Origin of the sequence: Ancylobacter crimeensis, from assembly GCF_023016805.1 — a bacterium.
In the GTDB taxonomy this organism is placed as follows: Bacteria; Pseudomonadota; Alphaproteobacteria; order Rhizobiales; family Xanthobacteraceae; genus Ancylobacter; species Ancylobacter crimeensis.
On the sequence record NZ_JALKCH010000001.1, the window covers coordinates 187108 to 202665 of the forward strand.

Below are 15558 nucleotides of genomic sequence, written 5' to 3' on the forward strand. Positions count from 1 at the left end.
TGGAGGTCATGCAGGACGCACCGGGCCGACTGGTCGCGGGTGCGCCGATCGCGGTCATCGACATCGGGTCGAACTCGGTTCGCCTCGTGGTCTATGAGAAGCTCTCCCGCAGTCCGACGCCGATCTTCAACGAGAAGGCGTCCTGCGGGCTGGGGCGGGACGTGGCCACGACCGGCCGGCTCAACGCAGATGCGGTGCAAAAGGCGCTCGTCGCCCTGCGCCGCTTCCGTGCGCTGTGCGACCAGATGGGCGTGGGCAAGCTCTATGTGCTCGCCACCGCCGCGGCGCGCGATGCGGAGAACGGCGAAGCCTTCGTCGCCGAATGCGCCGCCATCTGCCGCACCGAGGTGCAGCTGCTTTCCGGCAAGCGCGAGGCGCAGCTCTCCGCGCTCGGCATCCTCTCCGGCGTGCACAAGGCCAATGGGGTGGTGGGCGACCTCGGCGGCGGCTCGCTGGAGCTGGCGGATCTGCACGGGCAGAAGATCGGCCCGGGCGTGACCTTCCCGCTCGGCGGCCTCGCCCTGCAGGACGCATCGGCGCGTTCGCTCAAGAAGGCGGACAAGATCGTCAAGGATGCGCTCGCCAAGGACCGGCATCTGGAGCACCTGAAGGGGCGCACCTTCTATGCGGTGGGCGGCACCTGGCGGGCGCTGGCACGGCTCCACATGTTCCAGCGCGGCTATCCGCTGCATGTGATGCACGGTTATCTCCTGCCCGCCCGCGAGGCGCTGGAGTTCTGCCGGGTGATCCGCCGCGTGCCGGTGGATACGCTCTCGCGGATCGAGACGGTCGCCGAGGTGCGCCGTCCGCTGCTGCCCTACGGCGCGCTGGTGCTGGAGCACATCATCCGCATCGGCAAGCCGGCCAACATCTTCATCTCCGCCCAGGGCGTGCGCGAGGGGCTGCTCTACGAGCTGCTGCCGGAGAAGGAGCGGCTCGACGACCCGCTGATCGTCGCTGCGGCCGAGTTGAACTGGCTGCGCTCGCGCTCGCCGCGCCACGGCGTCGAGCTCATCAACTGGACCGATGCCTTCATGGCCTCCAGCGGGATCGAGGAGGTGGAGGAGGAGCAGCGCCTGCGCCACGCCGCCTGCCTGCTGTCGGACAATGGTTGGCGCGCGCATCCCGATTATCGCGGCGAGCAGAGCCTCAACATCATCGCCCACGCCGCTTTCATCGGGGTGGACCATCCCGGCCGCGCCTTTCTCGCGCTGTCGATCTTCTACCGCCACGTCGGCCTGGTGGACGATGAATTGTCGCCGCGCATTCGCGAACTGGTCTCGACCCGCCTGCTCGACCATGCCCGCGTGCTGGGAGCGGCGCTCCGGGTCGCCTATCTCATCTCCGCGGCGATGCCGGACACCCTGCCGAGGGTGCCCATGACGGTGGAGCGCGGCAGGCTGGTGCTGCAACTGCCGCAGGACCTCACCGCGCTGGGCGGCGACCGCATCCTCTCCCGCCTGAAGACGTTGGGTCGCCTGATCGGGCGCGAGGCGGTGGTCGTGGTCGTGTAGAGCGTTTTCCGATCGGCTGGAATCACGCGATCGGAAAACACGCCGTGATATGGAACCAGAAGGGCCGGCGCCGGGCGCCGGCCCTTCTGGTTTTGATTCCGTCAGGCTGCGACTAGGCTGCCGGCGTCTCGCGCGGAACCGCGATGACGCGGCCCTTCTGCATGGCGAGCGCCAGCCGGCCCGCCTTCAGTGCTACCGCACGCTCGCCGAACAGATCGCGCCGCCAGCCCTTCATCGCCGGCACGTCTGCCTCATCGTCGCTGGCGATCCTCTCCAGATCGTCGACGGTCGCGAGGATCTTGGCGGCGACGCCGTGCTGCTCGGAGGTCATGCGCAGCAGTACCTTCAGGAGCTCCACGGTCGCCGAGGCGCCGTTCGAGAGCGGCTTGTCACGCTCGAAGCGGGGCAGGCTCTTCGGGTCGCGGGCAAGCCCCGCGTTCACGGCCTCGATGATCTGCTCGCCGGCGCGGGAGCGTTCGAAGCCCTTGGGAATGGTGCGTAGCTGCGCCAGCTTCTCGGGGGTGGTCGGCTGCTGGGAGGCGATTTCGCCGATCGCGTCGTCCTTCAGGATGCGCGAGCGCGGCATGTCGCGGCCCTGCGCCTCGCGCTCGCGCCAGGCGGCGACCTCCATCAGCACGCCGAGCTCGCGCGGCTTGCGCACGCGGGAACGCAGCCGCTCCCATGCCGTCTCCGGCTCCTGCCGGTAGGTGTCGGGGGAGGTGAGCACCGCCATCTCCTCGCTCACCCAGTCATGCCGGTTGCGGCGGGTGAGGTCGGCGTCGAGCTTGAGATAGACGTCGCGCAGATGAGTGACGTCGGCCTCGGCATAGGTGATCTGCGCCACCGAAAGCGGCCGGCGCGACCAGTCGGTGAAGCGAAGCGACTTGTCGAGCACATGGCCGGTGAGGCGCTGCACGAGCTGGTCATAGGAAATGGAATCGCCATGGCCGAGCACCATCGCCGCGACCTGGGTGTCGAACACCGGATGGGGAATGACGCCGGCCAGGTGCCACACGATTTCGATGTCCTGCCGCCCGGCATGGAAGACCTTCAGCACCTTCTCGTCGACCATGAGGTCGAAGAAGGGCTTGAGGTCGATCCCTTCGGCGAGCGCGTCGATCACGATCGCCTCGTCCGGGCTCGCGAGCTGAACGACGCACAGCTTCGGCCAGAAGGTCGTCTCGCGGAGGAATTCGGTGTCGACGGTAACGAAGGAATGCCGCGCCATCCGCTCGCAGGCGGCGGAGAGGGCGTCGGTTGTCGTGATCATGTCCATGAGCAGGCTTGATATAGGAATTGGGCGGCGCAGACGAATGCAAAGACGCAAGACGGCTGCCGTTGCGCCCTGCATTCTATACATATGCCGATTCGTTCCGGCGCCGTCCTTCTCGTCGTCCCGCCTTCGTCGTCCCGCCGGTCACGCATGGGGGTCCACATGGCCATCCGCCGTCCTCTCGCTCTCCTCGCCCTGGCATGCCTTCCCATCCTCACCCCGCCCGCCGCCGCCGCAGACAGGGTGGATGCGGGCGTGCTGGTCTGCCAGGTCGGGGCCAGCATCTCCATGCTGGTGCAGTCGCGCCAGCCGCTGAACTGCACCTTCGATCCGGTGTCCGGGCCGTCGACCCGCTACACCGGCGTCATCGAGCGGATCGGGCTGGATCTCGGCGTGACCGGCGCCGGAATGATGAGCTGGGGCGTTGCGGCGCTGACGCGCGACATTGCGCCGGGCGCCCTCGCCGGCAGCTATGAGGGGGTTTCCGGCGATATCGCGCTCGGCATCGGGGTGGGGGCCAATGCACTTGTCGGCACCAACCGCTCCTTCGCGCTCAACCCGCTCTCGGTGGAGGGCACCATCGGCGCCTCGCTGGCCCTCGGTGTCGCCCGGCTGACGCTCACGCCGGCTCCTTGAGCAATGGTCCTGTGATGATCGGTCTTTACTCCGTCGCGCCGAACCTGCTGCTGGCGACCCTGCTCGGCATGGCGATCGGCGCAGAACGCCATTTGCGCCAACCCACGACAGGGCTGACGACCCACGCGCTGGTCTCGCTCGGCGCGGCGGCGTTCAGTTCGCTGGCGCTGCTCACCACGGAAACGGCGGATGTGCGCATTGGCGGGCAGGTGGTGACGGGCATCGGCTTTCTCGGCGCCGGCCTCATCATGCGCGACGGCCTGAGCGTGCGCGGCCTTCCCAGTGCGGCCACCGTCTGGGCGACGGCGGCGGTCGGCACGCTGTCCGGCTATGGACAGCCGGTGGAAGCCATTGAGACGGCGGCGCTGCTGCTGGCTATCAATATCGGCCTGCCGCGGCTCAGCACCCTGCTCGACAGCTTCGTGCCGGATGAGAAGGCGGTGTCGCGCTTCTATGTGATCGACCTGAAATGCGCATCGTCCGACGAGGCCGCCGTGCGAACGATGCTGCTTCAGGCGATCAAGGTGGAGGGCCTGCGGCTCCGGGCGATGGAGAGCCATGTGATCGAGAGTTCCGACGTCGTCGAGGTGGAGGCGCTGGTCTATTCCGCCCGTGAGGACGATGAGCGGGTGGAGCGGCTGGTGGGCGAGATGAGCGCCTCGCCGCTCACCTTCCTCGCGCGCTGGACCTCGACCTCGCCGCCCGAATAGGGGATGCGCGGGGCGTTCGGGCCTTTGGCGATTGACAAACCAGCCCGCCCATGCACCCCTCCGGCCGCCCCGCGAGGGGCCCGTTTTCCTATCGCAGTGTCGGGGACCTGTTCATGCATCGCTATCGCACGCACACCTGCGGCGCGCTTCGCAGCTCGGATGTCGGGCAGACCGTCCGCCTCTCGGGCTGGTGCCACCGCATCCGCGACCATGGCGGCGTGCTGTTCATCGATCTGCGCGACCATTACGGCCTGACCCAGGTCGTGGTCGACCCGGACAGCCCGGCCTTCAAGCTCGCCGAGACGGTGCGCTCGGAATGGGTGATCCGGGTGGACGGCAATGTCCGCAACCGCCCCGCCGGCACCGAGAACCCGGACCTGCCGACCGGCGAGGTCGAGCTCTATGCCCGCGACATCGAGGTGCTGGGGCCCGCCGCCGAGCTGCCGATGCCGGTGTTCGGCGACGTCGAGTATCCGGAAGAGACCCGGCTGCGCTACCGCTTCCTCGACCTGCGCCGCGAGAAGCTGCACAAGAACATCATGACCCGCGGCGCCATCATCGACGCCATGCGGGCGAAGATGAAGGGGCAGGGGTTCTTCGAGTTCCAAACCCCGATCCTCACCGCCTCCTCGCCGGAGGGCGCGCGCGACTTCCTGGTGCCCTCGCGGCTGCATCCCGGCAAGTTCTACGCGCTGCCGCAGGCCCCGCAGCAGTACAAGCAGCTCATCATGATGAGCGGCTTCGACCGCTATTTCCAGATCGCGCCCTGCTTCCGCGACGAGGACCCGCGCGCCGACCGCCTGCCGGGCGAGTTCTACCAGCTCGACCTGGAGATGAGCTTCGTCGAGCAGGAGGACGTGTTCGCCGCCGTGGAGCCGGTGATCACCGGCGTGTTCGAAGCGTTCGCCGACGGCAAGCCAGTGACGAAGAACTGGCCGCGCATTCCCTATGCGGTGTCGATGCAGAAATACGGCACCGACAAACCGGACCTGCGCAACCCGCTGGAAATGCAGGACGTGTCCGAGCACTTCCGCGGCTCGGGCTTCAAGGTCTTCGCCCGCATGCTGGAAGACCCGAAGAACCGGGTCTGGGCGATTCCCGGCCCTAAGGGCGGCTCGCGCGCTTTCTGCGACCGCATGAATTCGTGGGCGCAGGGCGAGGGCCAGCCGGGGCTCGGCTACATCATGTGGCGCGAGGGTGGCGAAGGCGCCGGCCCGCTCGCCAACAATATCGGCCCGGAACGCACGGAAGCCATCCGTGCTCAGCTCGGTCTCGCTGCCGGCGACGCTGCCTTCTTCGTGGCGGGCGACCCCGAGAAGTTCGTGAAGTTCGCCGGTTCCGCCCGCACCAAAGTGGGCGAGGAGCTGAACCTCGTCGATCATGACCGGTTCGAGCTGGCCTGGATCGTCGATTTCCCGTTCTATGAGTGGAACGAGGACGAGAAGAAGGTTGATTTCTCGCACAACCCCTTCTCCATGCCGCAGGGCGGGATCGAGGCGCTGAAGACGCAGGACCCGCTCACCATCAAGGCGTTCCAGTACGACATCGCCTGCAACGGCTACGAGATCGCCTCCGGCGGCATCCGCAACCACCGCCCCGAGGCGATGGTGAAGGCGTTCGAGCTGGCCGGCTATGACGAGGCGACGGTGGTGGAGCGTTTCGGCGGCATGTACCGCGCCTTCCAGTATGGCGCGCCGCCCCATGGCGGCATGGCGGCGGGCGTCGACCGCATCGTGATGCTGCTCTGCGGCACCACCAATCTGCGCGAGATTTCGATTTTCCCGATGAACCAGCAGGCGCAGGATATCCTGATGGGCGCGCCCAACGAGGCGAGCCCGAAGCAGCTCCGCGAGCTGCACATCCGCACCAATCTGCCGGAGAAGTGAGCGAGGCTCCGCTTCCGTAAAAATGCAAAAAGCCGCGGCAACCTCATGGTCGCCGCGGCTTTTTTGTATCTACGCCTCGTAGGTGGTAGCCTATTTCGACGCGCTGGCTTCGATGTTCACCTTGTCGGTCAGGGTCAGCGGGTCGTTCTCCACGCTGTCCATGATGTCGCCAAAGGTCAGCGTGGAGCGCGGCGTCACCTTGACGGTCAGCGCGCCGCCCGGCGCCTGAAGGAAGGTGATGAGCGCCTGCCCGGCCGGCTCCAATTGCGGCCGGTCATTGGCGAACTGGTTGACGATGAACGCCGCCACCCCGGTCACGAGCTGGCGCACCGCGTCTTCCTTCACGCCCTGCTGCTGGGCGAGCTCGCGCATCTTCATCGCGAACAACCCGTTGTCCTTCAGCGTGAAGGCCGCCTGTTCCAGCGTCTCGCGCCGGCTCGCCGCCAGCGCCGCCGCATCATCCGCGGAGAAGGCGGCGGGCGTGACATTGCCGATGCGCAACTGGCCGGCGATCGCCCCCACATGGCTGATGTCGAGCGAGATCGGCGCGATGACGGCGGTGCCGGTTGCCGGATCCCAGTTCGAGGCGATGTCGCCGGCAATGGTGATGCGGGGTACGTTGTTGGCCGCGAGCAGGGCGAAGATCTGCTGATCCGCCAGCACCGCCGTCGGCAGCGCCATGCGCAGCGTGCCCGTTACCTTGGCGGGTACGCCGTCCACGATGCCGTCCATGGCGAGGAGCATCTTCTCGATGCTGACCGGCCCGTCGCCGATCTCGGAGGGCACCTCGAAGCCGGTGATCTCGAAGCGCTGCACCAGATCGATGCGCTGAGGCGCAGGCGCGACCCCTGCATGATCGTCCTCCGCCATGCGGGCGGCGCTCTGCTGCAGGATGTCGGCAACCCGTGCGCCGGCGAGCGCGATGCGCGCGATCTTCGCCGGCCTACCGACATGATCGGTGCCGGCGAAATCCTCGATCTTTGCTTCGCTGAGTACCCCGTCGCTCAGGGCGCCGACATGGATCGTCGTCAGACGGGCCTTGGCGCCGTCCGGCGAGGCGAGATCGAGTTCACCCGCATCGAAGCTGCCGAGATGGGTGACGGCTGCCGCACGCGCCAGCACATCCATCAGGGGCGCGATGTCTTCCCGTTCGATCGGCTCGCCGGCCGCCTCCTTCGCCCGGAGAGCGGCCTCGACTTCCATGAGTTCCGCGGTTGGCAGGCCCGGCGCCTTTACCGACAGGTCGGTGAGAGTGAGGGGCCCGCCCTTCACCTTCACCTTGTCGCCCATCGCGTAGTCATAGCCGTCGACCCGGTAGCTCTTCACCAAGGTGCCGGTCTGGTCGGTCGCGACCGGTTCGCCGGTGACGGCGTTGATCCACGCCCCGACATCGATGCCCTCGCCGGTCACGGCCCCGATGGTGCCGGCTCCGCTGCCGTCCTTGCTCGTGGTAGCGATCTTCGACGGGGTGACGGCGAGCCGGGCGATGATGCCGCCGGCAATGTCATCCAGCGTCGTGCCGCCATAGGCCAGCTCGCCGCTGATCGCGGCATCGCCCGTGCCCCTGCTGGTGGAGAGCGTGGACACCGGCACCGTGATGCGCCCGATCTTCGCCGTCCGCAGCACCGCGAGCGCGATCTGCCACGGTCGGCCTGCCGGAGCGGAAACCTCGGCCGGCCCCTCATAATGCTCGACGACCAGCGAAGGCGCCGTCCAGCTCGCGTGGGTGGCCGGGGTGTCGCCGATGCGGCCTTCGAAGGCGAGGTCCTTCAGCTCCAGACGGTCCACTTTCACCCGACCGCCCTCGACCTGTCCGAGACCGGCGGCGCTGAGATGGGCGATGGTCGTGCTGCCGCGCCCCTGCGGGTAGGTGAGCACGATGTCGGCGACATCCAGCTGCCGGGCGAGCAGATCGAAACTCACCGCGCCGTGGCGGGCCTCGACCCCGCCTTCGCCGAGATTCTGGAATACGGCGTCGATCTGTCGCCCTGCCTCTCGATTCGCATAGGTCGTCGCCGCGAAATAGCCGCCGAAAGCGAGCACCGGGAGGACGAGAAGGACAATGGCGAGCTTTCGCATGCGAATCCGGACCTGATGAGCGCCGCGCCAGGCTGTGAATCAGCGCGACGGGTGCACAGGCTACACCAACCGTCAAAAGACGGGCATTACACACCGCTAAAGACGGTGTAGCCATGGGGCGGGACGCATGTTCCCAACCAAGATGATAACGCCAAGGAAGGGTGAGATGGCATCTTATATCTCGGACGACCTGCGGTCTGGAGCGCTGGTCTATCATCGCCTGCCGCGCCCCGGGAAGCTGGAGATCCAGGCAACCAAGCCACTTGCCAACCAGCGCGACCTCGCGCTCGCCTATACGCCCGGCGTCGCCGCGGTGTGCGAGGCGATTGCGGCCGATCCGGCGCTGGCCGCCGAACTCACCTGCAAGCAGAACCTCGTTGCGGTGGTGTCGAACGGTACGGCGGTGCTCGGCCTCGGCAATATCGGCCCGCTGGCGTCGAAGCCGGTGATGGAAGGCAAGGCCGTCCTGTTCAAGAAATTCGCCGGCATCGACGTATTCGATATCGAGATCGACGCGAATGAGGTGGACCATGTCGTGACCGTGGTCGCGGCGCTGGAGCCCACCTTCGGCGGCATCAATCTGGAGGACATCAAGGCGCCCGAGTGCTTCGAGATCGAGACCCGTCTGCGCGAGAAGATGGGCATTCCCGTCTTCCACGACGACCAGCACGGCACCGCGATCATCGTCGCCGCGGCCATCGTGAATGCGCTGTTCCTCGGCAGCAAGAAGATCGACGAGGTGAAGATCGTCACCTCCGGCGCCGGCGCTGCGGCCATCGCGACGCTGAACCTGCTCGTCTCGATGGGCGCGAAGCGCGAGAACATCTGGGTCACGGACATCGAGGGCGTGGTCTATGAAGGCCGCGAGAAGCTGATGGACCCCTATAAGGGGGCCTTCGCCCAGAAGACCGAGGCCCGCACCCTGGCCGAGGCGATCGTCGGGGCGGACATCTTCATCGGCCTGTCCGCCGGCGGAGTGCTGAAGCCGGAGATGCTGAAGGCCATGGGCGAGCGTCCGCTCATCATGGCGCTGGCCAACCCCACCCCCGAGATCATGCCGGACATCGCCCGCGAGGCGCGCCCGGACGCCATGATCTGCACCGGCCGTTCGGACTTCCCGAACCAGGTCAACAACGTGCTCTGCTTCCCCTTCATCTTCCGCGGCGCGCTGGATGCCGGCGCCACCCAGATCAATGAGGAGATGAAGATCGCGGCGGTCAACGCCATCGCCGAACTCGCCCGAGAGACGCCCTCCGACGTGGTGGCCCGTGCCTATGGCGGCGACACCCCGGTGTTCGGGCCGAACTCGCTCATTCCCTCGCCCTTCGATCCGCGCCTGATCCAGCGCGTGGCCCCCGCGGTGGCCCGGGCGGCGATGGAGAGCGGCGTGTCGCAGCGCCCGATCGCGGATTTCGACGCCTATCTCGAAAGCCTCGACCGGTTCGTCTTCCGCTCCGGCCTGGTGATGAAGCCGATCTTCACCTCGGCCCGGCAGGCGCCGAAGCGCGTCATCTATGCCGAGGGCGAGGACGAGCGCATTCTGCGCGCCGCGCAGGTCGTGGTGGAGGAGGGCATCGCCCGCCCGATCCTGATCGGCCGCCCGGCGGTGGTCGATACGAGGCTGGAGCGTTTCGGCCTCTCGATCCGGCCCAATCGCGACTTCGACCTCATCAATCCCGACGACGACCCGCGCTATCGCGACTATGTGCAGACCTATGTCGACGTCGCCGGCCGGCAGGGCGTGACGCCCGAGATCGCGCGCACGCTGGTGCGCACCACGCCGACCGTGATCGCCGCGCTCGCCGTCATCCGCGGCGATGCGGATGTGATGCTCTGCGGCGTGGAAGGGCGGTTCATCCGCCATCTCCGGCACATCCGCACCATCATCGGCAAGGCGCCGGGCGTGCAGGATGTCGCGGCGCTCTCGATGCTGCTGACGCCGAAGGGCGCCTTCTTCCTCTGCGATACGCAGGTGACGATGGATCCGAGCGCGGAGGATCTCGCCGAGATCGCGACGCTGGCGGCCGCCCATGTCCGCCGCTTCGGCATCGAGCCGCGCGTGGCGATGCTCTCGCATTCCGACTTCGGCGCCCGTGATGACGAGCGGGCCCGCAAGATGCGCCGCGCGGCGCAGATCCTCGCCGACCGCGACCCCAACCTCATGGTCGATGGCGAGATGGAAGGCGACAGCGCACTGGTGCCGGAGATGCGCGAGCGCGTGCTGCCGGGTTCGCGGCTGCAGGGCGTGGCGAACATCCTCGTCATGCCGAACCTGGAGGCGGCCAATATCGCCTACCAGATGGTGAAGGTGTTCGGCGATTCGCTGCCCGTCGGCCCGATCCTTCTGGGTTCGGGGCGACCGGCGCACATCCTCACCCCCTCGGTCACCGCGCGCGGCGTGGTGAACATGACCGCCATCGCGGTTGTCGAGGCGCAGAACATCTGAGGCACCGCATGAGGCGGCTGCGTGGCGGCCGCCTCCCCGACGCAGAGAGAGGAAGATCATGACGATTCGGATTGTGAAGGCGGCCGTTGTCGCGGTGCTGGCGCTTGCGGCGCTCGGCTTCGCCGGAGCGGGCGCGAACGCCCAGAACAGCACCGCGCGTGGGGCCATCATCGGCGGCGCCGCAGGTGCGGCGGTCGGCGGGGCGGTGTCGGGAACCGCAGGCGGGGCGGTAACCGGCGCCGTGGTCGGCGGTGCGACGGGCGCCGCCGTCGGCGCCTCGCGCGATCGCAACCGCCGTTACAATCGCGGCTATGTCTGGCGCAATGGCCGCTGCTACTACCGCGATAATCGCGGCCGGATGAGTCGCGTCTCCAACAACCGGTGCAACCGGCGGCGCTGAGGCCTCGGCACTGAGGCCTGCCGGTAAAAATCCGGACAGAGCGGAACCGGGGCTTCCGAATGGCGTTCTGCGGGGTGTCCTGAAATCCACCGTCCAAGGTTTTCCTTCAATGGCAGATACCGGCACCGTGAAGTGGTTCAACGAGCAGAAGGGCTACGGCTTCATCCAGCCCGACGCCGGCGGCAAGGACGTGTTCGTCCATATCAGCGCCGTCGAGCGTGCGGGGTTTCGCGGGCTGCGCGACGGCGAGAAAATCGCCTTCGAACTGCAGACCGACCAGCGTTCGGGCCGGCAGTCCGCCGTCAATCTGCGCCCGGTCTGAGCCGGTCGCACGGAGCCGGCGGGTGACTGCGGAAGGATGGCAAATGACACGGCCGATCTGCTGCAGCGCAAGGTGGTTTTGTCATTTTTCCGATGTGACGGGAATGATGATCGACGGGCTTGCATCCCACGACATTCCGTCTAGTCTCTCCGCAGAATTTGGCCGGACGACTGGGTCGTTTCGCCTTGCATCCGCCGGGCGCACGTTCAGCTTTTCTTCCAATTTCGACCTAAGTCGGGAACATCGCGTCCCGGCTGGATGTGCAACCTAGATCTGAGAGACTTGAGACTATGTCTACCCTTACCGGCACCGTGAAGTGGTTCAACGACCAGAAGGGCTACGGCTTCATTCAGCCTGACTCCGGCGGCAAGGACGTGTTCGTGCACATCAGTGCGGTGCAGCGTTCCGGTCTCCAGGGTCTGCGTGACGGCGAGAAGATCTCCTTCGAGCTGCAGACCGATCAGCGCTCCGGCAAGACCTCCGCGGTCAACCTGCGCACGGCGTGATGCCTTTCCCGACGCGGACGGCTTCGGCCTCTCCCGTGTCCTGCCATTGAGAAAGCCGCCGTTTCCCGGGGGAACGGCGGCTTTTTCGCATGTTACAGGCTCTCTGACGGGTGCCTTGGTCAGGCGTTGCGGCCATCATAGGGCGTGGGCGAGAGTGTGCCGAGATCGATCCCGTCGAGGCACCGCACATTGACGGCGACCATCGCCGTGCCGTCCGGCATCGCGCCGCGCGCAAAGGGTTCGACCCCGCAATCCGAGCAGAACATGTGCCCGATGACATGCTTGTTGAACCGGTATTCGCGCAGCGCCTGCGCGCCCGAGCCGAGCCGGAACGCGGCATCCGGCACGAAGGTCAACAATAGACCTTTCTTCGAGCAGATCGAGCAATTGCACGCAAGGATCTGGCCGAGGTCGGTCTCGACTTCGAAGCGCACGGCCCCGCAATGGCATCCGCCACCGTGCAGGGCAGGGGCCTTTTTATCGCTCGCCGGATCATTCCCCGTTTCGCTCATGCTTCTTCCCCTCCTCTGATGCGGGGGAGAGGGTGAGGGATCGCGCAGGCGATGTCGAGATGACGCCAGGGCACGAAGGCCAAAAGGATACGGCCGGGAAGATCCCGGCCGTCATCAGAAAGGCTACGGCCCTGCGCGGTCGGCATAGCGCGCGATCAACGCTCGGCACCGGGCGGGGAAGTGTAAGACCAGCCATAAATTGCCTCAGAAATCCTGTAAGTAACTGTTTTTGCTGATATTTATTTCTCGCTTTGCCTCGACGCCGCAGACGTCCTCGCATCAACTTGCCTCACTCTGCAGCCTCTTTGAGAGGCGGTTTGATGCGAGCGCAAAGAAAAGGCCCCGGCTATGCCGAGGCCTCCAAAGCGATCAGTGAGAGTAGCTTGGTCAGGTCGCGGGTGCGTGGCCGCGAAGCGCGGCGCGCTCGTAGAACGTGGCCTTCACCTGTCCGGGATCGAAGGCAGGCGTGATCCCGGAACGACCGAGGTCTGCGGCTAGGCGCCTGAAGTGGATCCCGGTCTCTCTCGAAAGACCGGTGAGCGAGACGAACCTCCGCATGAACGTGTCGAGGTCGGCTTCCAGCACCACTCGTTGAGGGCAACGATTTACCGGATTGAGACGCACGCTCGAGGGCAGGGCCCCTGTCTCGATCAGGGCGTTCACGACCGCGGTGGAAGGCCTTCGCGGCAAGATGGGGGAAAGGGCCGGGGCCCCGGTTGATCAACGGCACGGGCGTGCTCCGTCGTTCCGGCGCGCTGGGCGGGCCGGTGGCGTGGAAGGATGCGGTCGAAGGATTCAGCGGGCCGCGGCTATCGCCCGGACGCGAGTGTCGGGACCGATCGGTGCGTCATCGAGGTCGAGCTCGACGAAGCGGCGCAGCGCAAGGGCGGCCACCACGCCCATCGGGTCGGGAGAGCGCATCGCGGCGAGGCAGGCGCCGAGCGGGAGCGGGCCGTCCTCGAGCAGCACCAGCAGCCTGACGCGCTCGCCGAGCGGCGCGCGCCAGCGGGCGTAGCGGAGGAGGTCGATCGCGTTCTCGAGGCGGACGGCGGGCTTGTCGGCCGCGGCGAGGATCTGGTGCCGGAACCCGGCTTCAACGGCAGCCGCGGCGACCCATGGGGGAGGGGGCTCGGCCCCCTCGCCGACGGCGTCGAGCAATGTCGCGACGCCGCTGCGTTCGACCAGGAAGTCGGGGACGTGGCCCGAGGCGATCGGCGGCCGCCTCCGCGCGGGCCTGGAAGACGGCCGCCGAGCCGTGAGCCCGACCTTCCGGCTTGCCTGGCCAGCGACGCAGGGCTGCGGCGACATCCTGCGCGCGCAGGTATCTCAGGAGCTTCCGCCACCAGAGCGACGCAGAGGCATCGTCGACGACCTGCAGCGGGTCGCCGGCCTTCCAGTTCAGGCAGAACGATCCCCCGAAGTTGATGTGTCGCTCCGGACAGAAATTGGGCAGCCGGCCGGGCTTGGTCTCGCGTGCGGTGATGATTGGGCCCGCCGCGGAGATCGCGACGGTGTAGCTTGGACCCGGAGCGCCCGACGGCAGTGGCGGGCACACCTCGAACGTCACAGAGCCGCCGCTCTCGGAGGCGAGCGCGGCGTGGTGTTGGGACGCCGTCCGCTTGATGCAGGCGAGGGCCGACAACCAGATCAGTCCTTCGTGCAGTGCGGCCGGAAGGGTTCTTCCGCTGCCCGGGCCAGCGCCGGGCTTGAAAGAGCGTACGCCTCAGCCACTGCGGCCTTCGCCACCTTGTCTCCGTCTTCGGAGAGAGCCGAGACGGCGGTGTCGTAGGTCAAGTCTGGGACGATCTTGGCCTTCCCGAACAGCTCGCGCACGGCGTCGGACGCGACCCCGTAGGCGGCATCGCCGATGGCCGTCTGGCTGCCCGTGCACCGCCTCTGTTCGTCCTCGGAACCGAGGACCGCGCGTCCGACCGAGCAGCGCACCTTGTCTCCGCGCATGCCCAGCCGCGTGATCGCTGTCGGCCCGAACTCGAAGCCGATCGCGAGGCCAAGGTCGTCGGTGTCGATGCCGTTGGCCTGCAGGCGCTCGAGCGCAAGATCGAAGCTGCTCCGCAGGGCGCCGGCGCACAGCGTCGCGGTCGAGACCGTCTCCTCGTCGTACGTCTGGTGCGCGGTGCCCTCGAGGATGTGGCCGTGGATGCAGTCGCCGATGAAGCGGATGCGCCTGCCGCCGAAGTCTGCGGTCAGCACCCGATCCAGTTCCGCGCGGATGACATGGAGGCACCTCACGACGTCCTTGGCTTGCTCGTCGTCCTCGATGTGTGCGTCGACGTAAGCCGTGAAGTTGTCCACGTCGGCGTAGACCGAGACGGTGTCCATGCGCCGCGAGTTCGCCGGCGACAGCGAGGTGATCTCGAGATCCCGCAGCGGCGGGGTCGACCGGGAGAACTCGAAGGTACCGATGGGGCTCTTCTCGTTGTCCTTGCGCCACGCGTCGACGATCGAGTCCTTGTCGACGTCGAGGTCCGCGGCTTCCTGGCACGCCGAGATCTCCTCCTCGGTCAAAGGGGTCTTGGGCACGTCGTCTTCGTCGAGCTCCTCGAGGCCGATCGCGCGACGAGCGCTGTTGCTCAAGAAGATACCGAGGGTCGTGCCGTTCGAGGCGAGCTTGGCCGCCTTGTTCGCCGGGCTGCCGAGGAAGAGCGGCTCTCGGTACCCGTTGCGACCGTTGTTGACGGCCAAGGCCAGCCCCGTGTCGATCCCGATGCGCACGTCCGCGTTCGGGATCTGCTCGTCGTCGTCGCCCGTCTCCGCAAGCACGTCGCTGATGAGCTGGGCGACGGCCACGGCCTTGCGGACGCGGTCGGCCTCGGAGTCCGAGCCGTAGGGCTTCGACACCACCGCGTGGAGGCGTTGGTTGTGGAAGTCCACGCGGCGGGCCTCGGCGCCCGACAGGATGCGCTCGACAGCCCGGTAGTGGAGGTTGAGGAAGCGGAGCGTCCGCTTGTGGCAGGTCGGTCCTTCGACAGCGGTGCTGTCGAGGAGTTCCCGCAGGTTGGGGATGTCGACATAGAGGTGCACGGCGTCCATCCGGTACGCCTTGTTGGTGGGGATGTCCTCGAGGGACTTGTCGCGCGTCCAGTCCACGACGGACACGGTCCGCACGTCCTCGATACGCTTGTCGATCGAGGACTTGGCCCGATCGTGCTTCCAGGTATGCGCCACGCCAGTCTCCATCTTTCGGCGGCCGACCGCGGCAGCCAGTTCCTGTCGAAGCCGCTTCCCCAAGCGACGTTTCTGGTCTGTTCCCCCA

The 15558-nt window shown here is 67.1% G+C and carries 14 protein-coding genes and 1 pseudogene; 8 read left to right on the plus strand and 7 right to left on the minus strand.

What is annotated here, in order from left to right:
• Positions 1–8: 8 nt before the first annotated feature.
• Positions 9–1514, plus strand: a complete 1506-nt coding sequence (ppx, locus tag MWN34_RS00825; protein WP_425532042.1) for an exopolyphosphatase — start codon at positions 9–11, stop codon at positions 1512–1514.
• A gap of 112 nt (positions 1515–1626) precedes the next feature.
• On the opposite strand, the gene rnd is transcribed toward ppx, so the two are convergent.
• Positions 1627–2790, minus strand: a complete 1164-nt coding sequence (rnd, locus tag MWN34_RS00830) for a ribonuclease D (RefSeq protein ID WP_247025734.1) — start codon at positions 2788–2790, stop codon at positions 1627–1629.
• A 159-nt stretch (positions 2791–2949) separates the two neighbouring features.
• On the opposite strand from rnd, the gene MWN34_RS00835 reads away from it, so the two are divergent.
• From MWN34_RS00835 to aspS, 3 genes are all read left to right on the plus strand, one after another.
• A complete protein-coding gene (locus tag MWN34_RS00835; RefSeq protein ID WP_247025735.1) occupies positions 2950–3423 on the plus strand; it encodes a DUF992 domain-containing protein in 474 nt (157 codons plus the stop codon).
• Positions 3424–3437: 14 nt separating this feature from the next.
• Complete coding sequence (locus MWN34_RS00840) at positions 3438–4133, plus strand: MgtC/SapB family protein (protein ID WP_247025736.1); 696 nt, start codon at positions 3438–3440, stop codon at positions 4131–4133.
• A gap of 113 nt (positions 4134–4246) precedes the next feature.
• Positions 4247–6019 carry an aspartate--tRNA ligase gene (gene aspS, locus MWN34_RS00845; RefSeq protein WP_247025737.1) on the plus strand — a complete coding sequence of 591 codons (1773 nt, stop codon included), beginning with the start codon at positions 4247–4249 and terminating at the stop codon, positions 6017–6019.
• A 90-nt stretch (positions 6020–6109) separates the two neighbouring features.
• On the opposite strand, the gene MWN34_RS00850 is transcribed toward aspS, so the two are convergent.
• Positions 6110–8098 carry a hypothetical protein gene (locus MWN34_RS00850; protein ID WP_247025738.1) on the minus strand — a complete coding sequence of 663 codons (1989 nt, stop codon included), beginning with the start codon at positions 8096–8098 and terminating at the stop codon, positions 6110–6112.
• A 166-nt stretch (positions 8099–8264) separates the two neighbouring features.
• Between MWN34_RS00850 and MWN34_RS00855 the strand changes: the two genes are divergently transcribed.
• The 4 genes from MWN34_RS00855 to MWN34_RS00870 all read left to right on the plus strand — a co-directional run bounded on the left by MWN34_RS00855 (position 8265) and on the right by MWN34_RS00870 (position 11772).
• Positions 8265–10544: an NADP-dependent malic enzyme gene (locus tag MWN34_RS00855; protein ID WP_247025739.1), complete on the plus strand. Its 2280-nt coding sequence runs from the start codon at positions 8265–8267 to the stop codon at positions 10542–10544.
• Positions 10545–10602: 58 nt separating this feature from the next.
• Positions 10603–10944 (plus strand): hypothetical protein, encoded by a 342-nt coding sequence (locus MWN34_RS00860; RefSeq protein WP_247025740.1) that lies wholly within the window; start codon positions 10603–10605, stop codon positions 10942–10944.
• A gap of 109 nt (positions 10945–11053) precedes the next feature.
• Positions 11054–11266 carry a cold-shock protein gene (locus MWN34_RS00865; RefSeq protein WP_247025741.1) on the plus strand — a complete coding sequence of 71 codons (213 nt, stop codon included), beginning with the start codon at positions 11054–11056 and terminating at the stop codon, positions 11264–11266.
• A gap of 290 nt (positions 11267–11556) precedes the next feature.
• A complete protein-coding gene (locus MWN34_RS00870; RefSeq protein ID WP_029355496.1) occupies positions 11557–11772 on the plus strand; it encodes a cold-shock protein in 216 nt (71 codons plus the stop codon).
• Positions 11773–11891: 119 nt separating this feature from the next.
• On the opposite strand, the gene MWN34_RS00875 is transcribed toward MWN34_RS00870, so the two are convergent.
• The 5 genes and pseudogenes from MWN34_RS00875 to MWN34_RS00890 form a co-directional block, all read right to left on the minus strand.
• Positions 11892–12284, minus strand: coding sequence for a GFA family protein (locus MWN34_RS00875; RefSeq protein ID WP_247025742.1), 393 nt, complete (start codon positions 12282–12284; stop codon positions 11892–11894).
• Between the two features lie 387 nt (positions 12285–12671).
• Positions 12672–12947 (minus strand): hypothetical protein, encoded by a 276-nt coding sequence (locus MWN34_RS00880; protein ID WP_247025743.1) that lies wholly within the window; start codon positions 12945–12947, stop codon positions 12672–12674.
• A gap of 132 nt (positions 12948–13079) precedes the next feature.
• Complete coding sequence (locus MWN34_RS00885) at positions 13080–13592, minus strand: hypothetical protein (RefSeq protein WP_247025744.1); 513 nt, start codon at positions 13590–13592, stop codon at positions 13080–13082.
• Positions 13593–13623: 31 nt separating this feature from the next.
• Positions 13624–13851, minus strand: a pseudogene (locus MWN34_RS19740) (E2 domain-containing protein); the annotation flags it as partial.
• An 80-nt stretch (positions 13852–13931) separates the two neighbouring features.
• The gene (locus MWN34_RS00890) at positions 13932–15470 is read right to left on the minus strand and encodes an adenylate/guanylate cyclase domain-containing protein (RefSeq protein ID WP_247025745.1); all 1539 of its coding nucleotides are present in this window, start codon (positions 15468–15470) and stop codon (positions 13932–13934) included.
• Positions 15471–15558: the final 88 nt, after the last annotated feature.